The organism is Gordonia oleivorans (genome assembly GCF_040044975.1).
GTDB lineage: Bacteria > Actinomycetota > Actinomycetes > Mycobacteriales > Mycobacteriaceae > Gordonia > Gordonia oleivorans.
This window is the reverse complement of record NZ_JBDZDI010000001.1, coordinates 432,162-456,289: the sequence shown is the minus strand read 5'-3', so window position 1 is coordinate 456,289 and position 24,128 is coordinate 432,162. Positions and strand designations below refer to the sequence as shown.

Annotated in this window: 18 protein-coding genes; 11 read left to right on the top strand and 7 right to left on the bottom strand. The window is 66.0% G+C overall.

Features of this window, described 5'->3' with window-relative positions:
* Positions 1-52 precede the first annotated feature (52 nt).
* From ABLE92_RS02005 to ABLE92_RS01990, 4 genes are all read right to left on the bottom strand, one after another.
* A complete protein-coding gene (locus ABLE92_RS02005) occupies positions 53-556 on the bottom strand; it encodes a DUF4395 domain-containing protein (RefSeq protein ID WP_348802861.1) in 504 nt (167 codons plus the stop codon).
* 115 nt (positions 557-671) lie between these two features.
* The gene (locus ABLE92_RS02000; RefSeq protein ID WP_348802860.1) at positions 672-1,427 is read right to left on the bottom strand and encodes a hypothetical protein; all 756 of its coding nucleotides are present in this window, start codon (positions 1,425-1,427) and stop codon (positions 672-674) included.
* 28 nt (positions 1,428-1,455) lie between these two features.
* Positions 1,456-2,667 carry a fatty acid desaturase family protein gene (locus ABLE92_RS01995; protein ID WP_348802859.1) on the bottom strand — a complete coding sequence of 404 codons (1,212 nt, stop codon included), beginning with the start codon at positions 2,665-2,667 and terminating at the stop codon, positions 1,456-1,458.
* Between the two features lie 2 nt (positions 2,668-2,669).
* A complete protein-coding gene (locus tag ABLE92_RS01990) occupies positions 2,670-3,758 on the bottom strand; it encodes a ferredoxin reductase (protein ID WP_348802857.1) in 1,089 nt (362 codons plus the stop codon).
* A gap of 238 nt (positions 3,759-3,996) precedes the next feature.
* Between ABLE92_RS01990 and ABLE92_RS01985 the strand changes: the two genes are divergently transcribed.
* Both ABLE92_RS01985 and ABLE92_RS01980 read left to right on the top strand, forming a co-directional pair.
* Positions 3,997-5,382 carry an MFS transporter gene (locus tag ABLE92_RS01985; protein WP_348802856.1) on the top strand — a complete coding sequence of 462 codons (1,386 nt, stop codon included), beginning with the start codon at positions 3,997-3,999 and terminating at the stop codon, positions 5,380-5,382.
* A gap of 132 nt (positions 5,383-5,514) precedes the next feature.
* Positions 5,515-8,769 carry an acetyl-CoA carboxylase family protein gene (locus tag ABLE92_RS01980; RefSeq protein ID WP_348802855.1) on the top strand — a complete coding sequence of 1,085 codons (3,255 nt, stop codon included), beginning with the start codon at positions 5,515-5,517 and terminating at the stop codon, positions 8,767-8,769.
* 248 nt (positions 8,770-9,017) lie between these two features.
* Here the strand turns inward: ABLE92_RS01980 and ABLE92_RS01975 are convergent, their stop codons facing one another.
* From ABLE92_RS01975 to ABLE92_RS01965, 3 genes are all read right to left on the bottom strand, one after another.
* Positions 9,018-11,288 (bottom strand): DUF222 domain-containing protein, encoded by a 2,271-nt coding sequence (locus ABLE92_RS01975; RefSeq protein WP_348802854.1) that lies wholly within the window; start codon positions 11,286-11,288, stop codon positions 9,018-9,020.
* A 475-nt stretch (positions 11,289-11,763) separates the two neighbouring features.
* Positions 11,764-13,275 carry an AMP-binding protein gene (locus ABLE92_RS01970; protein WP_348802853.1) on the bottom strand — a complete coding sequence of 504 codons (1,512 nt, stop codon included), beginning with the start codon at positions 13,273-13,275 and terminating at the stop codon, positions 11,764-11,766.
* Positions 13,276-13,329: 54 nt separating this feature from the next.
* Positions 13,330-13,809, bottom strand: coding sequence for a MaoC family dehydratase (locus tag ABLE92_RS01965; protein ID WP_348802852.1), 480 nt, complete (start codon positions 13,807-13,809; stop codon positions 13,330-13,332).
* A 104-nt stretch (positions 13,810-13,913) separates the two neighbouring features.
* On the opposite strand from ABLE92_RS01965, the gene ABLE92_RS01960 reads away from it, so the two are divergent.
* The 9 genes from ABLE92_RS01960 (at position 13,914) to ABLE92_RS01920 (ending at position 24,014) form a co-directional block, all read left to right on the top strand.
* Positions 13,914-14,696, top strand: a complete 783-nt coding sequence (locus ABLE92_RS01960; RefSeq protein WP_348802850.1) for an SDR family oxidoreductase — start codon at positions 13,914-13,916, stop codon at positions 14,694-14,696.
* 29 nt (positions 14,697-14,725) lie between these two features.
* Positions 14,726-15,919 (top strand): acyl-CoA dehydrogenase family protein, encoded by a 1,194-nt coding sequence (locus tag ABLE92_RS01955; protein WP_348802849.1) that lies wholly within the window; start codon positions 14,726-14,728, stop codon positions 15,917-15,919.
* Entirely contained in the window at positions 15,916-17,022 is a 1,107-nt protein-coding gene (locus tag ABLE92_RS01950) for an acyl-CoA dehydrogenase family protein (protein WP_348802848.1), read from the top strand. Before ABLE92_RS01955 ends, ABLE92_RS01950 begins: the two co-directional genes overlap by 4 nt.
* A gap of 52 nt (positions 17,023-17,074) precedes the next feature.
* On the top strand, positions 17,075-18,058 hold the full coding sequence (locus ABLE92_RS01945) for an NADPH:quinone oxidoreductase family protein (protein WP_348802847.1): 984 nt from the start codon (positions 17,075-17,077) through the stop codon (positions 18,056-18,058).
* 41 nt (positions 18,059-18,099) lie between these two features.
* Entirely contained in the window at positions 18,100-18,774 is a 675-nt protein-coding gene (locus ABLE92_RS01940; RefSeq protein WP_348802846.1) for a TetR family transcriptional regulator, read from the top strand.
* A 191-nt stretch (positions 18,775-18,965) separates the two neighbouring features.
* Entirely contained in the window at positions 18,966-20,075 is a 1,110-nt protein-coding gene (gene sfnG, locus ABLE92_RS01935) for a dimethylsulfone monooxygenase SfnG (RefSeq protein ID WP_348802845.1), read from the top strand.
* 7 nt (positions 20,076-20,082) lie between these two features.
* Entirely contained in the window at positions 20,083-21,342 is a 1,260-nt protein-coding gene (locus ABLE92_RS01930) for an SfnB family sulfur acquisition oxidoreductase (RefSeq protein ID WP_348802844.1), read from the top strand.
* Positions 21,343-21,471: 129 nt separating this feature from the next.
* Positions 21,472-23,103: a serine/threonine-protein kinase gene (locus ABLE92_RS01925; RefSeq protein ID WP_348802843.1), complete on the top strand. Its 1,632-nt coding sequence runs from the start codon at positions 21,472-21,474 to the stop codon at positions 23,101-23,103.
* A complete protein-coding gene (locus tag ABLE92_RS01920; protein ID WP_496560751.1) occupies positions 23,085-24,014 on the top strand; it encodes a hypothetical protein in 930 nt (309 codons plus the stop codon). Before ABLE92_RS01925 ends, ABLE92_RS01920 begins: the two co-directional genes overlap by 19 nt.
* Positions 24,015-24,128: the final 114 nt, after the last annotated feature.

The window sequence follows — 24,128 nt, the reverse complement described above, 5'->3', positions numbered from 1 at the left end:
CGGCCGAACGGGCAGCGCTCAACCCGGTGCAGCGCCGACGCTCAATCGCGAATCACGACACCGGCGCGCTCGGCGCCCGCAGAGAGATGTTGTTGCAGGCCTCGCAGACGTCCTCGGGAATCACCCCGCGACGCTGAAGGAAACCGAAGATGGTGCAGCCCAGGCAGAATCCGAGTGCGAACTCGAGCGTCGCGGCGACGATCAGGACACCGACGACGATCTGCGCGGCGAGACCGAAGCCGAGCAGGCTCAGAATCAGCGCGGTGGTGCTGACCACCAGACCGATGCCCTGCGCGAACCGCTTCGGCGGACCCGGGACCAACTTCGTCTTGCGCCAGATCTTCGGCGCGATCACCCGCACCGACAACTGGCCGAACGGCGACAACTTGGGTCCCGACAGCACCCGCAGCAGAAATCCGATCGCCAGCACCGCGTAGAGCGCCCAGTGATTGACGACGATCGTCACGACGGCCAGCGCCACCACGAGACCCGCCGTCGAGCGGGCCGCGTAATCGTTGACCGGATTGGGGAAGGTGAACACCGACGGCGCCGACACACTGACCTCCTGGCTCGAACTGCGTAACGGAACCAAGCTACGTGTGTACGTCAGTTGCACCAAATCTTTGACTCAGCGTGCGTGAAACCCAAAAGACCAGGGCAAACGATGCCGGTCAGTCTTCGGACGGGGCGACCGGAGCCTCCATCATCCCCTCGAGAGTCGCGGACTCCCCACCATCCGGAGAGCCCAGACTGTCGGTGTCGGAATCAAGATCCTCGACATCCTGCGGCACCACCGGAGCCTCGATCGACGCCTCCAGATTGGGCACCTCGATATCGGCCTCGATCGCATCGGTATCAGCGACCCCGGCCTCGGCCGGCTCGGCAGGCTCGACATCCAGAAGATCCTCGACGAGGTCGTCGACCAGATCGGCATCGAGGACGCGCGCCTCGTCGGCCTTCGCCTTCTGCGACGCCTCACGCATCTCGAACCCATCGGAGATGATCTCGCCGATCTCCCGCGCGACATCAACCACCGCAGAGGTGATGATGGTGGCGATCTGACCCACATGAGTAGCGGTCGACTCGACGAGTTCCTGGATCAGATCCTTGTTGCGTTCAATACGGTCGACCATGAGTGTCAGTCTCCTTGTCCCCGGGACCGCGACGACGAACGTCCACGCGGCAGTCGCCGATGAGGATACTCTGCATTCGGCGCGGACTCCGTCCGCGCGTGCCCGGCGGGCTGGCAGCACCGCGTCTTCCTCCTCATCGCATTGTCGCTTCGCTCCTCGCTCTTCGTCGTGCAGACGCGGCGCGCCCGCCGGGCGTGGTGGTTGGGTAGCGGTGGGCGAGTTGGATGGGTTGGGTCTTTCTCGCTCTTCGTCGTGCAGACGCACCGCGCCCGCCGGGCGCTGGCTGGTTGGCACAGGCTCCGGCGGGCGTGGTGAATGGCTCTCAGGCGGCGCCGGCCGGCTTCTCCCGCTCGACGACGACGTTCAGGTCATTGTCGTCGCGGGTCATGAAGTTCGGCAGCGACAGCTTCGCGATCTTCATCCACGTCGAGCCCAGCTGACGGCGCAGCGAACCGGTGTTGTACGGCAGTCCGTGGCGTTCGCACACCTCGCGGACCTCGGCGGCCATCTCGGGGTAGCGGCTGGCCGGAATGTCCGGGAACAGGTGGTGCTCGATCTGGTGCGACAGGTTGCCGCTCATGATGTGGAACAGTTCACCACCCTCGATGTTGGCCGAGCCGAGCATCTGCCGCAGGTACCACTGACCGCGGGTTTCGTTCTGGCACTCCTCGGAGGTGAACGTCTGCGCCCCGGTGGGGAAGTGGCCGCAGAAGATGATCGAGTACGCCCAGACATTGCGCACCAGGTTCGCGGTGGCGTTGCCCAGCAAGGTCGGGATGAACATCGGGCCCGACAGCGCAGGGAAGACCACATAGTCCTTGAGGACCTGTCGACTTGCCTTGCGCCACATGCCCTTCACCAGGCCCTTGACGTCGCTCCACTTGCGCTTGCCGGCGACGAGGTTCTCCGCCTCGAGATCGTGGAGCATCACACCCCACTCGAAGAGCAGCATCAGCGCCGTCGCGTACCCGAGGTTGCCCAGATAGTACGGATTCCACTTCTGATCCCGCGCCATCCGCAGGATGCCGTAGCCGATGTCACGGTCCTCGCCGAGGATGTTGGTGAAGGTGTGATGCAGGTAGTTGTGGCTGTGCTTCCACTGATCGCCGGGACACACGTTGTCCCACTCGAATTCACGGGAGTTGTAGGTGTCCTCCCGCATCCAGTCGTACTGGCCGTGCATCACGTTGTGGCCGATTTCCATGTTGTCGAGAATCTTCGACACCGACAACGCGGCCACCCCCGCGACCCACGCCGGCGGGAAGAAGCCGGCGAACAACAATGCGCGCCCGGTGAATTCGAGGCCACGCTGGGTGCGGATGATCTTGTAGAGGTACTCGCGATCCTTGGTGCCCAGGTCGGCGACGACCCGGGCGCGGATCTCGTCGAGCTCACGGCCGAGCTGCTCGACCTGCTCGTAACTCAGGTGCAGGGTGTTCCGGTCCTCCGACGGGGTCGGCGGAAGAACCTGCAGGGCGGGGAGATTCGGGGTGCTCTCGACGATCTCCGGAGTGGGGACGATGTTGGTTGCCATGTCTAAACCTCGATTTCGACGTCGCCGACGGGTGCATTGATGCACAACTGGATCTGGGTGTCGGATTCGGTATCGGTCTCGCCGGTCAGCACATTGCGGGTGCATCCCGACTTCTTGATTGCGGTGCAGGAAAAGCAGATCCCCATGCGGCAGCCCGACTCCGGGGTCAGTCCCGCAGATTCGGCCTGGTCGAGGATCGTGCGACCGTCGTTGGTCGCCGACGCGCCCGAACGGCTGAACGTGAGTTCGCCGTGGACGGGCTCGTTGGGGTCGACGGCGATGGGTGCGGCGAGGGTGAACGCCTCGCTGTGCACGCGTGCCGTCGGATTGTGGGCGTCGTAGTACTCGAACACGGCATCCATCAGTGCGGCCGGACCGCAGACGAAGACATCGGAACCGTCATGTCCGGTGATGCCGTCGAGATGGGTGGCCGTGAAATGACCCGTGGACCCCTCTTCGCCGCCGCGTGTGTAGAAGATCCGCAGGTCGAGATTCGGGTGAACCGCGGCCAAGGCGGACAGCTCCGCTCGGTACGCGAGATCGGCCGGGGTGCGTGCGTAATGCACGAACGTGATCGTGCCGGGATAGCCATTCGAGACGAGCGTACGCAGCATTGAGAGTGCAGGTGTAATGCCGCTGCCGCCGCTGATGAAGACCGGCGCCCCGACACCGCCGGCCGGTAGTGTGAAGTCGCCGGATGCCTGGGACAGTCCGTACACATCGCCGACGCGGGCGTGTGCTCGCAGGTGTCGGGAGACGTGGCCGTCATCATGGGCGGTGATGGTCAGTTCCACGGTGCCGTCCGGCCCGGCCGATGCGTTGGCGGGGGAGAAGCAGCGTGTCTGGCGAACGCCGTCAACAACGACGCTGAGCTGCACAAACTGTCCTGCTTCGTGGCCCTTCCACTGGCGTGTCGGAGTGAGGGTCAGTCGGACGGTGCGAGGTGTCGGATGCTCGACGCGGGTCACCCGGGCGCGCAGGTCGCGCCAGGTGAGCATCGGGTCGACGAGTTCGAGATAGCGGTCGACCGGATGCGGCGACATGGTCGCCTCGACGATCGAGGAAAAGAGTTCGGGAAAGCGGATGCTCATGGGGCTGGCTCCGTTCGTCTCACTCGGTTTGAGTGAACATCTGTACTCCGAACAGTGTGGCATGATCCGGGCCCCGCTCGTCAAGGGAAAACGGCAACCCTGACTTCCTGTCTGGTCACAGCATGACCTCGGTAGTGATTGACATCACTACCGAGGCTTGCGATAGTGGCGTCAGTTGAATTTGAGCTCAACTTCATCCTGGTTCGCACAATCACAAGCACAATCACAGGAGAGCGGTATGGCAGGAGATAGGTCCGCAGAACGAGTGCGCGCGCAGGTGCCGACGAGTTCCGACACCCACGGCAGGCGCGCCCACCGAAAACTCCTCACCGCCGGGCTCGTCGGAAGCTCCATCGAGTGGTACGACTTCTTCCTCTACGGCACCGCGGCCGCGCTGGTGTTCCCGCACATCTTCTTTCCCGGTTCGTCGCCGTTCGTGGCAACCCTGTTGTCCTTCAGCACGTTCTGGGCCGGCTTCGTCGCACGGCCCGTCGGCGGTCTGATCGCCGGCCACTACGGCGACAAGTACGGGCGCAAACCGGCGGTCGTCGTCTCCCTGTTCGTGATGGGGGCGTGCACCTTCCTGATCGGCTGCCTGCCCACGGCGGGCGCGATCGGTGTCGCGGCCCCGGTCCTGCTGGTGCTGTTGCGATTCGCGCAGGGACTGGCGTGCGGTGGTCAGTGGGGCGGCATCGTCTTGTTGCTCACCGAATCCGCGAGCCCCAAACGTCGTGGATTCTCCGGCACTTTCGGGCAGATGGGTGTCAGTTTCGGTGTGCTGCTGGGCAATCTGATCTTCGTCGGAACGAGTTCGTCGGTGTCCAACGAGGCCTTCCTGTCCTGGGGCTGGCGGATACCGTTCCTGCTGTCGGCGGTGCTGTTCCCGGTGGTGTATTTCATCCAGACCCGCGTCGAGGACTCACCGGAGTTCAAGGAACTCGAGCGGCAGGTCGCCGCCGGCAAAGAGGTCGTGCCCCAGGCGCCACTGCTGGAGGCGATCAAGGGCAGCTGGCGCACCATCCTGCTCGGCTGTGGTCTGCTGGCCGCCACCAACGCGCTGTTCTACATCTCGATCGCCGGCGTGCTGAGCTACGCCACGGCCGCACTGGACATGAACCGTAACGAGCTGCTCACCATGTCGATGCTCAGTTGCCTGATCTCGGTGCCGGTCGTGGCGTGGTCCGGCTGGATGTCGGACCGCATCGGCCGTCGGCCCTTGATCATGGTGGGCGCGGTGGGAATCGTCGTCTGGGCCTTCCCGTACTTCTGGCTCGTCAACACGGCCAACCTCACCGCGTTCTTCGTCGCGGTCACCGTCGGATCGATCTTCCAGTCGATGACCTACGGGCCGGTCGCCGCCTACATGGGTGAATTGTTCGCCCCGAACGTCCGGTACTCGGGTGCGTCGCTGGCCTACCAACTCGCCGCCATCACGATCAGTGGCGGTACGCCGTTCATCATGACCGCACTCATCGAAGAGACCGGCACCACGACGGTGGTCGCGGTGTTCGTGGCGCTGATGGGTGTGATCACCTTCGCCTCGGCGTGGCGTCTGCGTGAAACCAACCCCGCGTCGGTCCGCAGCGATCCGCAGGCACTCCCGGGACTGGCGCACGCGGTCTGACACGCGCACGAACTGCGGCGTCCACCGGGGTGACCGGTGGACGTCGCAGTGTGTGCCACATCCGGAACCCGCCGTCGATGACCGGGCCGGCTGCGCGAGGATGATCTGACAGCACGATCGAAGGAGCGTGAGATGACGGTATCGACGCCGGCGACGGTGTTCGTCGCGAATCGGGGCGAGATCGCCTTGCGGATCATTCGCACCGCCCGAGAACTGGGATACCTCACCGTTGCCGTGTACGCGGCAGACGACGCCGACGCCCCACACGTGTCCGCGGCGTCGATCGCGATCGCGCTGCCGGGTGTCGGTGCCTCGGCCTACCTGAACATCGCGGCGATGGTGCAGTCGGCCCTGGATGCCGGCGCGACACTCGTCCACCCGGGCTACGGATTCCTCAGTGAATCAGCCGAATTCGCGCACGCCTGTGACGAGGCCGGACTGACCTTCGTCGGCCCGGACGCCGAGACGCTCGAGTTGTTCGGAGACAAGGCGGCCGCCCGGTCGGCGGCCGTTGCGGCAGGCGTGCCGGTTCTCGACGCCACCGACGGCGGAATCGACGAGGCCACCGCGCAATGGTTTCTGCTCGCTCATCCGGCCGGAATCATGCTCAAGGCGATCGCCGGCGGCGGTGGCCGCGGAACGCGTCCGGTGACCGATCCCGAGGATCTCGGTGAGGCATTCCGGGTGTGCACTTCCGAGGCCGAGATGGGTTTCGGCACCGGAGCGTTGTTCGCCGAGGAGCTGCTCCGCGGAGCACGCCACATCGAGGTGCAGGTGGTCGCTTCGCGCGACGACGCCGGGGTGACGCACGCTCTCGCGCTCGGCGACCGTGACTGCAGCGTGCAGCGGCGCCGGCAGAAACTCGTGGAGATCGCACCGGCGCAGGATCTTGACGCGCACGTGCGGTCCGCGTTGCATCGGTCGGCGGTGACCTTGTGTGCGCAGAGCAGGTATCGCGGGCTGGCCACCGTCGAGTTCCTGGTCACCGGAGACTCGTTCGTCTTCCTGGAGGTCAACCCACGAATTCAGGTGGAACACACCATCACCGAAGAGGTGACCGGCGTCGACCTCGTCGAGGTCGGGCTGCGGGTCGCCGAGGGGTGTGCTCTCGACGAACTGGGGTTGCCCGCCGGTGTGACCGTGGTGGGCGATCAGGTGTCGGGGGCGGTGGCATCCAGCCGCGGAATCGCGATCCAGGCTCGCATCAATACCGAGACCATCGGACCCGATGCGGCCACCACCCCCGATTCCGGTGTGTTGACGGTCTTTTCGCCACCGACCGGCCCCGGTATCCGCGTGGACACGTATGGCCGTCCCGGTCTGGTGATCAGCCCCCGCTACGATTCGTTGCTGGCCAAGGTGATCGGCCACGTACGTCACGATGACTTTGCCGCCGCGGTCCGCAAACTCGACGCCGCGTTGGCGGACTTCGCCATCGAAGGGGTCTCGACCACGATCGCGGTGCTCCGCGCGGTGTTGGCGGACAAGGAGTTCGGCGCAGGTGCTGTCGGCACCGACTACTTCGAGCGGCGGATCGCCGACTTTGCTCCGGCAGAGCCGCTGGCCAACGATCCATCGGAGCGTCGGGACGAGGTGCAGGTCGGGGAGGACGAACAGGTGTTGACCGCGCCGATGGCCGGAGTGGTTGTTGATCTGCCGACCGTGGGCGTCGTCATCCCCGCACATGCGCCGATCGTGGTCCTTGAGGCGATGAAGATGGAACATGTTGTCTCGCTGCCTCATCCGGTTGAAGTTCGTCGGGTGCTGGGCGACCCTGCCCGGGCGGTACCTGCCGGTGAAGCGTTGGTGGTCCTGGCCGGCGTTGATGGGCGTACTGTCGCGGTCGAGGTCGATGTGATCGATCCCGACGAGGTCCGCGAGGATCTCGCCGAGATCCTCCGTCGTCACGATGTCACTCGCGACGACGCTCGTCCCGCGGCGGTGGCCAAGCGACACGCGCAGGGGCGCCGCACTGCACGTGAGAACCTCGCCGATCTGGTCGACGAGGGCAGTTTCATCGAGTACGGTGCGTTGGCGTTGGCCGCGCAGCGCACCCGTCGCAGCGAAGAGGACCTGATCGCCAACACGCCGGCCGACGGCCTCGTGGGCGGTGTGGCCACGATCGGTGCCGATCAGGTGGGTGCGGCGGCAGCGGAGGCGGTGGTCGTCTCCTACGACTACACCGTCCTTGCCGGTACCCAGGGGATGCGCAATCACGCCAAGACCGACCGCCTACTGGAGATCGCGAGGCGTAAGCGGATTCCGTTGGTGCTTTTCGCCGAAGGTGGCGGCGGTCGTCCCGGCGACACCGATGCGCTCGGTGCCGCGGGTCTGGAACTCGATACCTTCCGCTCGATGGCCGGATTGCGTGGCGTCGTACCCACTGTTGCCATCGTGTCGGGGCGGTGTTTCGCCGGGAACGCCGCACTGGCTGGTGCGTGTGATGTTCTCATCGCCACCCCCGATGCCAACATCGGCATGGGCGGGCCGGCGATGGTCGAGGGTGGCGGACTCGGTGTGTATCGCCCCGAGGAGATTGGACCCATAGATGTGCAATCGCGAAACGGAGTGGTCCACGTCGCGGCGCGCGACGAGGCCGACGCCGTCGCCAGTGCGCGACAATACCTCTCGTACTTCCAGGGAGATCTGGACGAGTGGGAGGCGCCCGATGCGCGCCTTGCCCGACATGTGGTCCCGGAGAATCGGTTGCGCGCCTACACTATCCGCTCGGCCATCGATGCGATAGCCGACGTCGATTCGGTTCTGGAGCTGCAACGCGATTACGGCATCGGCATGGTCACCGCGCTCATCCGGGTCGAGGGTGTCGCCTACGGCGTTCTCGCAAATTCCAACGCACACCTGGGCGGTGCGATCGACGCCGACGCCGCCGATAAGGCCGCGGAGTTCCTCACACTCTGCGAAGCACACCGACTGCCTGTTGTGACGCTCTGCGACACACCGGGTTTCATGGTCGGTCCCGAATCCGAGACGGACGCCACGGTGCGCCGGTTCGGGCGTATGTTCATTGCCGGGGCGCGACTGACGGTCCCGTTCGGCATGATCATCCTCCGCAAGGGCTACGGTCTCGGTGCGATGGCCATGGCCGGCGGCTCGTTCCACGCACCCGAGTTCACGGTGGCGTGGCCGACGGGCGAGATCGGCGCCATGGGTTTGGAAGGCTCTGTGCGGCTGGGCTTTCGGAAGGAACTCGAAGCGGTGACCGATCCTGGTGAGCGTGCTGCACTCTTCGACGAGCTTCTCGCCAAGGCGTACGCACATGGCAAGGCGCTGCAGTCGGCCACCACCTTCGAACTCGATGACGTCATCGATCCCGCGACCTCTCGTGACTGGATTCGGCAACTGGCGAGATCACGGAACCGCCAATGACCTGCGGTCGATGAGGGTACGGCCGCACCGTTCGAGCCGACCCATTCCGATGGTCGAGCCTCACCACCCGTTGGTCGAGCCGTCCGTCCCGCCGGTCGAGCCGGCCCGGAGCGATAGCCGCCGCGTTGAGCTCCGTCGAAACGGAGGACCGTGTCGAGACCCTCGTAAGGCAAGGCTGTAACTCCCCACCGCCACAACGTTTCTGTGGTCGTGAGGCCGGGCGGCCAGTACCGGTGGGCGAGGCTGGTTCAGGACGTATCGAGCCAGTAGTGGAGCCGGGCGGCCAGGACACGTTCGATCCGGCTGTTGCGTGGGTTCATGCCGATGGCGGCCAGTTCCTCGAGCTCACGTTCACGGTCGGCATCGCTGGTACGGATGCCGCCATCACGGATGCGACGTTCGCGTGCCTGATCTTCGGTGGTCGTGTCGCTGACACGGATCCTGGTGTGCGAGGCACGTTCGAGCCCGGCAATGGTGGCAGGGTCGTCGGGATCGTCGGTGATCGGAACACCGTCGCCGTCGAAGATGACCAGGTCGATCTCCCCGGTGTTGGTGACACCAGGTTCGTCGGGGTGCTCGTCGCCTGCGGCGTCGGGCCCGTCCCGTTGGTCGGGTGGTCGGGGCTCGACCGGATCGGGTTGGGCTGCGCCCGAATCATATTCGTCGACGGCTGGGTCGGGCCGGTCAGCGACGCCGGACTCGTGGTCGTCGTCCTGGTCGACGCTGTCTGCGATGTCGATGCTGTCGCCGATGGTCGACGAGTCGACGGTCGGAGCGTGATCGTCACTCGAAACCCCACAGTCGGACGGGGTTTCGGCCTCCACGGTTGCCGGGGTTTCGGCGTCGTGGCGGCTGTCGGCGTCGGGATCGGCCGGTTCGTCGATGTGGGTATCGACCGGCTCGGCCTCACCATTTACGTCACCGTCAGCGGCTTCGGCTTCGACATCAACAGCCTCGGCATCGACGATGTCGGCGTCGACCATGGCGGCGTCACCCGAGTCGGTGTCTGCGGGTTCGGTTGCGCCGGCACCACAATCGGCACTGCTGGTGTGCTCGCTGTGGATCTGGTCGCGGATCTGGTCGAGTTTCTGCTCGTACAGGGCGGTGATGTCGGGGTGGTCGTTGACGACCTTCGGGTTTGCCGGCATGCCGGGTTCGGCGTTGAGTTGCCACCAGCACCGTCCGGCGAGGGGGCCGTCTTCGTAGATGCCGGTGGTGTACTGCCCGGGGTTCGGGCCGACCATCCGGTTGTGCGGCCCACACGCGGGGGCGAGGTCGGTGATGTCGGTTTTCCCGCCATCAGCCCAGTCCTCTTTGGCGTGATGCATTTCCGAATGCGACGCGGGTTGTCCGCAGCCGGGGAACGAGCACACTTCGCCACCGGTGCGGGAGAACGACGCGATCCGCTGCTCGGTCGACGCCAACCGTCGGGACCGCCCGAGATACAGGGGCAGGTCGATGGCGTCGGAGAACACCGCCAGGAACTGCTGCACATCGGTGGGATCCTCGATGTCCCCCAACGCGCTCAGTAAATCCGGAATCGGAATCGTCGAACCCGAAGCTGTGGTGGCATACCCGGCGCCGGCCAGCAGATCGGTCACGAACGCTTTCGCGATCAACGCGACCGGCAAACCCCGATGAGTCTTGCCGAGCACCCCTTCTTTCATCGCCGACACCAACAACACGTGCATCGCATCAAGATTGCGTTGCGCCTGGCTGCGGTCGTCACGCTTGACCGCGGCCGCGAGTTGGTCGGGGTCGGCGTCACCGATCGCACCGGTGGGCGATTCGGCATCCTCCAAGTTGTTCATTCCGGGTTTGGCCCAGGCGTCGAGCATGGTGTCCCACAGGGCGCGGGTGACCGGGGGTAGGTGCCCGTTGAGTTTCGCCATCCCATCGACCCGGGACTGGTTGATCCACAGATTGCGGCGCTGTTGGCGTTCCTTCTCCTCCACCAACTGCCCGTCGGGGTCGAGGTGCGCCAGAATCCGGGCACCCATCTTGGTGATGTCGGCGGGGATGTGTTCGGTGGCTTTCTCACCCAAGGTTTCTTCGGCGGCGACCTTCTTGTCATGCGGGACCGCGCCCGGGATCTTGTCCAGGGCTTCCAACGCCGCCGACAGGTGGGTGTGACCGATCAGGCCCTTCTCATAGGCGGCCGACAGGGTGGGGTATTTCGGTTCCTCCGGTTGTCCGGTCAGTCCGTGGAACCGGGCGGTGGCTTTCATGTGCGCGATGCGCATGGTGGGTTGCGCGATCCGCAGATCGAAGTTCAGAAAGTTGGACAGGCTGACTTTGCCGACTTTGCGGTGCACATTGCGATCCGAGATTTCCAGGATCGCGCGGTCGCCTTGGAAGTGGGTGCGGGTGGCGATCTGTTCGGACAGTCTTGCTGCTTCGATGACCTCGGTGTCCGAGCATGCGGTCATCGGAGTCTGGGCCAACTCGTCGAGCAACGCGTTGATCTGGTGCATCAGCTGCAGTGGTTGCGACATGGGAGTGTCGGTGGTGTCTGTCATGCTGATGTCACCTCCCCCGAGAAGGCCGTTGTGGCGTATGTGTTCTATTATAGCCACTTTTACAAGACTCGCAAGTGTTTTCTATTCACAGGTTGTGCATACGTGAGTGTGGTTGGGGTGGTGCAGTTTTCAGCGTCGGCTTGCGAGGTCTCGACACGGTCCTCCGCTAGCGCTCCGGACCGGCTCGACCGGCGGGATAAGGGGCTCGACCGACGGGATAGAGACTCGACCGACGGGATAGAGACTCGACCGACGGGATAGAGACTCGGCCAGCGGGGTGGGGCTCTGCCAACGATCTGGGGTCTCGATCGGCGAGACGAGGGTGCTCGACCGGCGAGACGAGGGTGCTCGACCGGCGAGAAGGGGTGCTTGACCGGCGAGAAGGGGTGCTTGACCGGCGAAATGTGGGGCTTGATCGGTGAGACGAGTGTGCTCGACCGCCGGGCGGGGGAGTGCTCGGCCGGCCGATCGGGACTCAGCCGACGGATGAGCGCTCGACCGGGCGAAGTGCGGTTCGGTCGATCTGCCGTTTGAGGATCTTGCCGGTCGAACCTTTGGGTAGGGCGTCGGTGAACGCGATGATTCGTGGAATCTTATACGCGGACAGTCGCTCCCGGCACCATGCTGTGATCTCTTCGGCGGTGGCGGCCGCCTCGGGTCGAAGGGCCACGACTGCTGCCACTTCCTCGCCGTAGTGATCGTCGGCGATCCCGATGACGGCCGCCTCCACAACGTCGGGGTGCGCGTACAGTACTTCTTCGACCTCACCGGGATACACGTTGTAGCCGCCGCGGATGATGAGATCCTTGACGCGGTCGACGATCCGGAGATCACCGTCGTCGTCGAACTCGCCGAGATCGCCGGTCCGGAACCAACCGTCCGGTGACAGCACGGCCGCGGTGGCGTCGGGCATGCGCCAGTAGCCCTTCATCACCGTGTCGCCCTTGATGAACACCTCGCCGACAATGCCGGTCGCGCAGCGCTTTCCGTCGCTGTCCCGGATTTCGATCTCCGTGCGTGGCGCCACGGATCCGGTGGACCCGATCTTTCCGCCGCGATCGATGTCGTTGAAGGTCGCCATCGCCGTCGTCTCGGTCAAGCCGTAGCCCTCGAGGAGGGTGCAATCGAATCGCTTTTCAAACGCCTTCGCGATGTCGCCGGGCAATGATGCGCCACCCGACACCGCCACCCGCAACTGTGCGAAATCGGCGGCGGCGTCGTCGGGAACGTTGTGCAGCATGGCATTCCACATGGTCGGCACGCCACACATGATGGTGAGGCGGTCACGACGCAGCATGTCGAGCATTCCCTCGGGACTGAACCGCGGCAGCAGCGAAACCGATGCGCCCGAGGTGAAGCCGGCCATCATCACCGAGGCCTGGCCGAACACGTGGAACAGTGGCAGGCCGGTGCCGATACGGTCATCGGCGGTACCGCGACTCAGAGACGCGGCGATCTCGCCCGCTGCAAGGAGATTGCCCACCGTCAGTTCCGCGCCCTTGGGCTTCCCGGTGGTGCCGGAGGTGTACAGGATCGCCGCGGTGTCCTCGCGATCGCGATCGGCGGGAGCGTCGATGCGTCGGTCGCCGGACGGTGCGCCGGGCAGGAGGTCGATGACGTCCACGCCGACGGCGTGCGCGGCATCGGTGACCGCCGGTCCGAGTTCATGCCAGCGAATGGCGAGTGCGGCAGAGGAATTGGTCAAGAAGTACTCGATCTCCGCCGCAGTCGACATGGTGTTCACCGTGATGACGGTGGCGCCGAGCGCCTGCACGCCGAGATAGGCGACGGCGAACTCGGGAACCGACGGTGCGGCGAGGAGTACCCGGTCACCCGGGCGCACGCCTGCAGTGAGGAGACCGCCCGCATACGTCAGCGCCATCTCGTACAGATCGTGATAGGACCATTGGGTCCCTTCCGCGCGGAGCGCGACCGCTTCCGGGGTGGTGACGGCGTGGTGGCGGACAGGGTCGAGGACCGAGGGCATGCGGGAACTCCTGTGGTTAGGGGGATCAGAATCGGTGAATGGTGCTGGTGGCCGTCATGAGTCGGCGGCGACGACCCGGCCGAGAGACTCCGCCACCATCACCGGCTTGTCCGACCCCTCGCACTCGAGGGTCTGTGAGGTGACCACCTGGATTCCGCCGGGAACCTCGTCGGCCGAGATCACCGACACCCGCATGCGCACACGAGAACCCACCGGCACCGGTGCCGGAAAGCGAACCTTGTTGTAGCCGTAGTTCAATGCATGCGCGAAGCCGTCGAACCGCAGCAGTTGCCCGGACAGATGCGGGCCGAGCGACAGGGACAGCAAACCGTGGACGATGGTCGTTCCGAGTGGACTCCCCGCGGCGCGGGCCGGATCGATGTGAATCCACTGATGGTCATCGGTGGCGTCGGCAAACGCGTTCACCCGGTTCTGACTCACCTCGTACCACGGCGTAGGACCCAACTCGACGCCGATCAATGACCGCAGGTCGGCGGCGTTCGCGGGGCGGACGGGCAGTGTGAGTGCAGGCATGGACGCCTCCTGTATGGGTGTGGGGATGGCATGAGTTGAACTTGATTCCGACTTCAACTATAGATGATGGAGAGACCCAGGTCACTGTCGAAAGGTGAAATTGCATGTCGCTCGCAGATCTGACGGGCCGGACCGCGGTGGTCACCGGCGCGTCGCGCGGAATCGGATTCGCCGCCGCCACAGCTCTGGCCGCCGCCGGTGCCAACGTCGTGGTGACATCACGGAACGCGGAAGCGGCAGTGGCTGCCGCACAACAGATCGGACCGGAGGTGCTCGGCATCGGTGCGCACGCGGCCGAGGAGGACCAGGCTCGCGCGTGCATCGAGAAGACGATGGAGTGCTTTGGCTCCGTGGACATCCTGGTCAACAACGCCGGAACCAATCCCGCTTACGGGCCGCTGATCGCCCAGGACCACGCACGGTTCGCCAAGATCATGGACGTCAATGTCTGGGGACCGTTGATGTGGACGGCCATCGCCGTCGAGAGGTGGATGGGGGAGCACGGTGGATCGGTCATCAACACCGCCTCCATTGGCGGTCTCGGTCATGAGCCGATGATCGGGCTCTACAACACGTCCAAAGCTGCCCTGATATACGCGACCAAGCAACTGGCACTGGAACTCTCACCTCGAGTCCGGGTCAACGCCGTCGCGCCGGGCGTGGTGCGGACCCGCCTGGCCGAGGCGCTCTGGAAGGAACATGAGGCCCAGGTGGCCGACGTGACAGCACTCGGGCGCATCGGTGAACCCGACGACATCGCCTCCGCCATCACTTATCTCGCCTCCGATGCGGCGTCCTGGATGACCGGCGAGATCATGATTGTGGACGGTGGTCAGCATCTCGGGGATGCCGCGCCGTATCGATCCGACGCACTTGCCGCACACTGACCAACCACCGCACGACACCAGGAGACCTTGTGGACCACTCCGCCGACGCGGTTGAGACCGAACTGCACACCCGGGTGAGGGAGCTGCTCGACACGCGCGACCCGGCCACCACGCCCGCAGCCGACTTCCTGGGTGCACGATTCGACGCCGGACTGGCCTGGGTGCACTTTCCGAAAGGGTACGGCGGTCTCGGTATCGCGCAGACCCACCAGGCGCAGGTCGACGCCGCCCTCGACGTGGCCGGTGCACCGGGACCCGCCAAGAGCCGCAACGGGATCGGACTGGGAATGGCCGCGCCGACCATCGCCGCGCTCGGCACCGACGAACAACGCGCCAGGTTCCTGCGTCCGCTCTACACCGGTGAACACATCTACTGTCAACTCTTCAGCGAACCCGGTGCCGGATCCGACCTCGCCGCGGTCGCCACCCGCGCCGTCCGAGACGGCGACGAGTGGATCGTCAACGGACAGAAGGTCTGGACCTCCGGCGCCCACAACGCCCAACGCGCCATTCTGGTGGCGCGCACCGATCCGTCGGCGCCCAAACACGCCGGGCTGACCTACTTCATCGTCGACATGGCCGACCCCGGCATCGAGATCCGGCCGCTGCGCCAGATCACCGGCGAAGCCGAGTTCAACGAGGTGTTCCTCACCGACGTCCGCATCCCGGACGCCAACCGCATCAGCGACATCGGCAACGGTTGGCGGGTGGCCACCACGACACTCAACAACGAGCGCGTCGCCATCGGTTCGGGTGCACCACGCGAAGGCGGCATGATCGGCAAACTTGCCGACCACTGGCGCGCCGACCCCGACGTCCGCGACCCGTCGAAACTCGACACCCTGATGCGACTCTGGGTCGATGCCGAGGTCACCCGACTCACCGGCGAACGACTCCGCGGGCAACTCGCAGCCGGTCAACCCGGACCCGAGGGATCGGCGATGAAACTGGCCTTCGCCCGTCAGGCCCAACAGATCTCGGGCTTCGATCTCGAGATCTCCGGATCTGCCGGCCTACGCTACGACGACTGGTCACTGCGCCGACCCGAAAGCGTGGACTTCACCGGCCGCGACGCCGGTTACCGCTACCTGCGCGCCAAGGGCAATTCGATCGAGGGCGGCACCTCGGAGATCCTGCGCAACGTCGTCGCCGAACGTGTACTCGGACTGCCCCCCGAACACCGCGTCGACAAAGACGTCGCCTGGAAGGACCTGCCCCGATGATCACCCAGCCTGCCGCAGCCGACCTCGACTACTCCGACACCGAAGTCGCGCTGCGGGATTCGGTGCGTCGACTCTTCTCCGACCGACTCCCGACCGACGTCGTGATGAGCTCCTACGACAACCCGGCGCCCGACGTCAGCGGAGTGTGGAAGACCCTCGCCGTCGACCTCGGACTCGCCGGCCTCCTCGTTCCGGAAAGCCTCGGCGGCGCAGGAGCATCCGCGCGTGAGGCTGCCGTCGTCTGCGAGGAGATCGGCCGAGCCGTCGCACCGGTGCCCTACCTCTCGTCGGCGGTCCTGGCGACACTGGCCCTGCTCAACGCCGGTGACACCGACACCGTTGCGCGACTCGCGGAGGGTGCGATCACCGCGGCCCTCGTGGTGCCGTTCTCGGCGGCGGCCGTCGATCCGGTGGTGACCGCGCACGACGGCACCGTGTCCGGGCGCGTCGACACCGTCGCCGGTGCCGCCGAGGCCGACATCCTGGTGGTCCCGGCGATCGGCGATGATGGCACCGAACTTCATGTGGTGGAATCGACTTCGCCCGGTGTGCACGTTCGTCCGATTCTCGCCCTCGACATGACCCGTCCGTTGGCGGACGTGGAGTTCACCGCCGCCCCCGCCCGACGCGTCGACACGCGCGATCCCGATCATGCGCTCCGCACCGCTCTGCGGACGGCCTCGGCGCTGCTCGCCTCCGAACAGTTGGGGGTCGCCCAGTGGTGCTTCGACACCACACTGGCATATGTGAAGGACCGCAGGCAGTTCGGCCGACAGATCGGCTCCTACCAGGCCATCAAACACCGATTGGCCGACCTGTGGCTGGAGGTCAGCTCGGCGGGTGCCGCAGCCCGCTACGCCGCCGACACCATCGCCCGCGACGACGACGCCGGGATCGCCGCGCATGTCGCGGCATCGTACTGCGGTGACACCGCGGTCAGGGCCGCCGAGGAATGTGTGCAACTGCACGGCGGGATCGGCATGACGTGGGAGTACCCGGCGCACCTGTACCTCAAGCGCGCCAAGGCCGATCAGATCGCACTCGGCGACGGCTACTGGCACCGGGCCCGCCTCGCCGAACTCGTCGGTCTGCCCCCGAACTGACCCGACACCACCAATGACACATTCACACAACACCTTTGGAGGAGGCACCCTGATGAGAAGCTGGCGAGTGCACGAACTCGGCGAACCCACCGATGCCCTGAGCCTCGACGAGATCGACGAGCCCACCCCGGGACCCGGCCAGGTGAAGGTGAAAGTCCTTGCCGCACCGGCCAACTTCCCCGACGTGCTGCTGTGTCGAGGCGAGTATCAGATCAAGCCGCCGTTGCCGTTCACGCCGGGAGTCGAATTGTGCGGTGAGGTCGTCGAGATCGGCGACGACGTGACCCGCGCGGTCGTCGGAGACCGCGTCGTCGGCACGCCGATCCTGCCCGGCGGCGCCTTCGCCGAGTACGCGCTGATGCAGCAGAGGTCGGTCTTCGCCGCGCCCGATGCGCTCGACGACGCCGAGGCCGCAGCCCTGACCATCGGCTACCAGACCGCGTGGTTCGCCCTGCACCGTCGCACCCAGATCTCGGCCGGCGATGTCCTGCTGGTGCACGCCGCTGCCGGCGGCGTCGGCAGCGCCGCCGTGCAGCTCGGCAAGGCCGCCGGAGCCCGTGTCGTCGGAGTGGTCGGTGGCGATGAGAAGGCGCAGTATGTGCGTGAGCTGGGCGCCGACCTCGTCGTCGACCGTCATACCGAGGATGTCGTCGCCGCGGTGAAGGACTTCACCGACGGCCACGGCGCCGACATCGTCTTCGATCCCGTCGGCGGCGACGCATACGCGGGCTCGACGAAGTGCATCGCATTCGAGGGCCGGATCGTCGTGATCGGATTCGCCGGCGGCACCATTCCGCAGCCGGCGCTCAATCACGCGCTGATCAAGAACTACTCGATCGTCGGGCTGCATTGGGGGCTCTATCAGACCAAGAATCCGGAGGTCATCGACGATTGTCATGCCGAGCTGCTGCGACTGGCCGACAAGGGCCTGGTCACGCCGCTGATCTCGGAGCGACTCGCGTTCACCGATGTGGCCGATGGTCTGAGTCGGCTGGGTGCCGGCACCACGGTCGGACGCCTGGTCTTCCTGCCCTGAGCTGCTCCGGGAGCCGGCGCGCGCCGCGATAGACTCACCCGGTGACCCGAACCCGACGTTCCTCGACGCGCCCCGCGCGGGATTCGGACACCGAGAGCCGCGCCGACAAGAAGAACCGGACACGGCAGGCACTGCTCGACACCACCCTGGAACTGGTGAGTGAACGCAGCTTCGCCACCATCAGCCTGCGTGAGGTCGCCCGTGGCGCGGGGATCGTGCCGACCGCGTTCTATCGGCACTTCGCCTCGATGGAGGATCTCGGCGTCACCCTGGTCGAGGACTCGATGCGCATCCTGCGCCGAACCCTGCGGGAGGGCAGGCGTGACCTCGCGGCGCGGCAGGCGTTGCCGACCGCGCAGAATTCACTGGCCATCCTGCTGCGGCACGTCCATGACAACGAGACCGCGTTTCGCTTCCTGGTCCGGGAGCAGCACGGCGGTGTCGCCGAGATCCGTCGCGCCATCGACACCGAGTTGCGGCTGTTTTCCAAGGAACTCGCCATCGACCTGTCGCGGCTACCCGATCTCGCGCAGTGGCAGCCGCAGGACCTCGAACTGGCTGCCGAACTCATCGTCACGATCATGCTGACCGCCGTCGCCGACCTGCTCGACGGTGATCGCCGGGGACCCGACGCCGAACAGGAGATCGTCACCCGCACCGAACGGCAACTGGTGATGGTCTTTCTCGGCATGGGTCGTTGGCACCCGGAACCATGATCGGTGCGCCGGCGCCCGGAACCATGATCGGGCTACCGGACCGGGCGGCGGCACACCGCAACTGACCGGACATGGGTTGGGCTCACCGCGATTTCAACGGTGGGCAACCGGCGCCCTCAGGGCCAAGATGGCCGACGTTGCCGTGCACCACGTGCACGCTCGCGTCCGAGCAGTCTGAGTCAGGAGACCCCGTGTCCACCGAAAACATCGCCGATGAGGTCAAGTTCGCCTACTGGGTACCCAACGTGTCCGGTGGTCTGGTGACCAGCGATATCGAGCAGCGCACCAGTTGGGATTACGAGTACAACGTCAAGCTGGCGCAAACCGCGGAGAACAACGGGTTCGAATACGCCCTGTCCCAGGTCCGGTACGAGGCGTCCTACGGTGCGGAGTTCCAGCACGAATCCACCAGTTTCAGCCTCGCGCTGCTGCTGGCGACGCAGAAGCTCAAACTGATCGCCGCGGTTCACCCGGGTCTGTGGCATCCGGCGGTGCTCGCGAAGTTCGGTGCCAGCGCCGACATCCTGTCCGGAGGCCGATTCTCCATCAACGTCGTCAGCGGCTGGTTCAAGGATGAGTTCATCCACCTCGGCGAACAGTGGCTCGAGCACGACGAACGGTACCGTCGCAGTGGGGAATTCCTCGAGGTGATCCGCAAGCTCTGGACCGAGGACAACGTCGACTACCGTGGCGACTTCTACCGCATCCACGATTTCACCTTGACACCCAAGCCGCTGAACACCCCGCAGCGTCCCAATCCCGAACTGTTCCAAGGGGGTAACTCCACCGCCGCCCGCAACAACGGTGGCCGGTACGCCGACTGGTACTTCTCCAACGGCAAGGATTTCGACGGTGTCACCGAACAACTCGACGATCTGCGCGCGGTCGCCCGCGCCCACGATCGTGAGGTCCGGTTCGGTCTCAACGGCTTCATCATCGCCCGGGACACCGAGGCCGAGGCGCGCGACACGCTCCGCGAGATCGTCGAGAAGGCGAATCGTCCTGCGGTGGAAGGCTTCCGCTCGGCCGTGCAGCAGGCGGGCAACGCCACCGGCGACAAGAAGGGGATGTGGGCCGACTCGTCGTTTGAGGATCTCGTCCAGTACAACGACGGTTTCCGCACTCAGCTGATCGGCACACCCGAGCAGATCGCGGAGCGGATCGTGGCCTACAAGCGTCTCGGCGTCGACCTGATCCTCGGCGGTTTCCTGCACTTCCAGGAGGAGATCGAGTACTTTGGCGAGCGTGTCCTCCCGCTCGTCCGCGAACTCGAAGCCGCCGAGCGATCCGCGGCGGTCTGAGGACGCGATGAGCATCACCCAAGCGGGTACGGACCGCGTCGATCGTGGTGCGGCCCGACTGGAATCGGCGGCGCAGGCCCGCGCGGCCGCGGTCCGGCTGGCGGAGCGTTTCGCGGTGGGTGCCGCGGCCCGCGATCTCGACCGACGTCTGCCGTATGCGGAGATCGACGAGTTGTCCACGAGCGGGCTGCTCGCGATCACCGTTCCGGCGTCCTTCGGCGGGCCCGACCTCGCTCCCAGCGTGGTGGCCGACGTCACCCGAATCACCGCGGCCGCCGATCCCAACATCGCCCAGATTCCGCACAGTCACTTCGTGTACCTGAATCTGCTGCGGCTTGCCGCCCCAGAAGAATTGGCGCGCAGGCAATTCGGCGAGGTACTCCGGGGTGGCAGGGTGGCCAACGCGCAGTCGGAAAAGGGTGGCAAGACCATCGCCGACATCTCCACCACCTTGACCACGGTCGGAACGGACCGCTTCCGGCTCGACGGGGAGAAGTTCTACGCCACCGGGTCGTTGTTCGCCGACACCCTCGCCGTGCTCGCCCGCCACCCGGGTGACGATGCCCTGCCGGCCGGTGAGTACATCGCGTTCGTCCCGTCCGACGCGCCGGGTGTGGAGCTCGTCGACGACTGGAATGCGTTGGGACAGCGCACGACCGGTTCGGGGACGGTGCGATTCGTCGACGTCGCGGTGGGTCGGGGGGACCTGGTGATCCGCGCCGATGCCGTCTCGCGACCGACGGGGTACGGCGCGTTCGCCCAACTCCTGCATGTGGCCATCGACGTCGGCATCGCCCGTGGTGCTCTGGACGAGGCGGTGCGCTTCGTCAACACCTCTTCCCGGCCGTGGTTCGAGGCGGGTGTGGATCGGGCCGTCGACGACGAGTTGCTGGTGCAGCGTTTCGGTGAACTGGCGGTCGAATTGATCACGGCGGAGGCCACTCTTGCTGCGGCCGGCCGGGCGCTCGACCGTGCCACGGGATTCCTCGCCGACGATTCCGGCACCGAGGATTCTCTCCGTACCGTCGCCGACGCCTCGATCGCGGTCGCGGCCGCCAAGGTCGTCGCCGACCGGGTGTCGAACGAGTTGGGCTCCGCGCTGTTCGAGGTGAGTGGGACGCGCAGCGCGGCGGCCGTTGGCGGTTTGGACCGGTTCTGGCGCAACGCGCGGACCCACACCCTGCACGATCCGGTGCGCTGGAAGATCCAGCACATCGGACGTCATGTCCTGCGAAACGAGGACCCGCCGATCCACGGGGTGATCTGAGCCCATCGGCGGTGCGGCGTTACCGATGTCGTCCGCCGAGACGACACCGTCGGCGTATCCGCGCTGACCAGGGAGACGACGCCCGAAGAGCGGGAGAGAGATGTCCGACTCCACGGTTATGCTCGCACCATGTCATCGAGCCGCGTGAGTTCCCAGTTCGGGCCGTACCGCCTGGACGAGCTGCTGGGTCGGGGCGGAATGGGCGAGGTCTATCGCGCGTATGACACCGTCAAGGACCGTGAGGTCGCGCTCAAACTCCTGAACCCGGGGCTCGCCGACGACGAGGTGTATCAGCAACGGTTTCGTCGCGAGTCGCATGCCGCCGCGCGGCTCGGGGAACCCCATGTCATCCCGATCCACGACTGGGGCGAGATCGACGGGGTGCTGTTCATCGACATGCGCCTGGTCGAAGGGGAGGATCTGCGCGGACTGCTGCGCCGCGAGCATGCGATCGCACCGGAGCGGGCGGTCACCATCATCGAGCAGGTCGCCTCGGCGCTCGACGCGGCCCACGCCGACGGCCTCGTCCACCGCGACATCAAACCCGAGAACGTGTTGATCGGGCAGAACGATTTCGCCTATCTCGTGGATTTCGGCATCGCGCACGGTGCCGACGACACGCATCTGACCCAGGCGGGCACCGCGATCGGCTCGATCGCCTACATGGCGCCGGAGTTGTTCGACGCTGTGCCGGTGAGCGCGTCCAGCGATATCTATGCGCTGACGTGCGTGTTGTTCGAATGCCTGACCGGCCGGGTGCCGCATCCGGCCGACACGATCAGCTCCGCCATCAAGGCCGCGGTGATGTCGCCGCCGCCGGCGCCGAGCAGCGTCAACGCCGACGTCCCGCCGGCGATGGATGCGGTCATCGGCATCGGACTCGACCCCGACCCGGCACGACGCTTCGGCACGGCCAAGGATCTGGCCCGTGCGGCCCGCGCCGCTTTGACCGGAGAGTCGCCGACGACGATCGTGCCGGCGTCCGGTGCCCGCCCCGATCTCCTGAAGAAGGCCCCGCCGACCACCATCGCACCCACCGCCGACGACGAGGCGTACCGGGCGACGGCCCTGCGACCATCGGGGCCGCACATGTATCCGGGAGCGGCGGCCGCGGCGGGGGCCGCCGGAACCGCCAATCTTTCTGGGCCGCAAGGATATTCCGGTCTCCAGAGTTTCTCGGGACCCCAGAACTACTCGGGACCTCAGAACTACTCGGGGCCCCAGAATCTGTCCGGCCCGCAGGTTGCCGGTGGCGCGCCACCCGGATATCCGGGCGGCTACGGTCCGCCGCCCTACGGCCAGCCCGGCTATCCGCCCCCGCAGGAGCGCGATCGGTCGTTGGTGGGCGTGCTCATCGGTGTCCTCGCACTGCTGGTGATCGGCCTGCTCATCGGTGGCGCGTTCTGGCTGTTCGGCTCATCGTCGTCGGATTCCACCGCGGACGGACCGGCGACGACGACGATCACCCAGAATCCACAGGTCACCCAGGTGCCCACCCAGAACGCCACGCCGAGTTTCCCGCCAGGCATCGTGCAGCAATGTGACGCGATCTCGGCAATCGGTTCGACAGTCACGACCTGTCCGTTCGCGCAGAATGTCGCGCAGGCCTACAACGCCGGTGGCGCGTATGGTGATTCCCGGTCAGTTTCCGGATACAGTCCTGCGCTTGGCTACTCAATACCGATGTTCTGTCAGCGCAGCGACTCCGCGGTGATGTGTACCGGTGGCAACAACGCCGTCGTATGGGTGTTGCCGTCGTGAGGGGAGTTGATGCGGTGCGTCGCCGGATGATCGTGGGGATCGCTGTCGCAGTGGCCGCGGTGGTGTCGACCGGGTGCGCGACGTCGGATTCGGCCGGCCCGCAATCCACCGTCACCGTGTACGCCTCGCCGTCGTCGTCCTCGACCAGCTCGTCTGCCTATGCGTCGTCGCCGTCGTCGGTCACCCCGGCGTCGAATCAGGCACTGGCGGCGAGTTTCCGGCGGGTGGCCTCGGGTACCGGGCTGACGGTCGGTGTCGCCGTCGCCCCGGTGGGTGGCGCGTCGAGGCCCACCATCACGCTGGGGGATCTGACGCCCGGGGTGGCGTGGTCCACGATCAAGGTGCCACTTGCCGTCGCCGCGGAACGTGAGAACGGGGAGAGTGCGTCGGAGAGCAACGCGATCATCAATTCCGACAATGCCTCCGCGGAAGCGTTGTGGGCGTCGTTGGGCAGCAACGAGGAGGCGTCCCGCAAGGTGACCGCGGTGTTGCGTGAGGGCGGGAACCCCAACGTTGTGGTGCCGTCGGTGCAGCAGCGCGCCGGATTCACCATCTTCGGCCAGACCGTGTGGACGTTGCCGGCCGCGGCGACGTTTGTCGGGCACCTGCCGTGTATGCCGGGAACCGAACACGTCGTGTCGCTGATGGGGCAGGTCGCGGGCAATCAGCAGTGGGGCGTCGAGGTCATGAGGTTGCCCAAAGCGACTGCGGTGAAAGGTGGTTGGGGTCCGGGCGTCGATGGGTCCTACCTGGTGCGGCAGATCGGCCTGATCACCTATCGCAGCGGTGAGCAGAGCGCGGTGGCGATGAGCGCCGTCGGAGGGTCGATGTCCGGCGGAATCGCGGCGCTCAACGCGATCGGCAACTGGCTCAACGCCAACATCGCCGCGCTCCCGCGGGGTCGGTGCTGACGCCGTTCGGGACACCCGGCGCGGCGAATCCGGCGTGGTGAATCCGACATGGCGGACACGCGGATCACGACTCGCACACGGTGCGGTCTCGGTTCGACGATCGGGCGCCTCCCG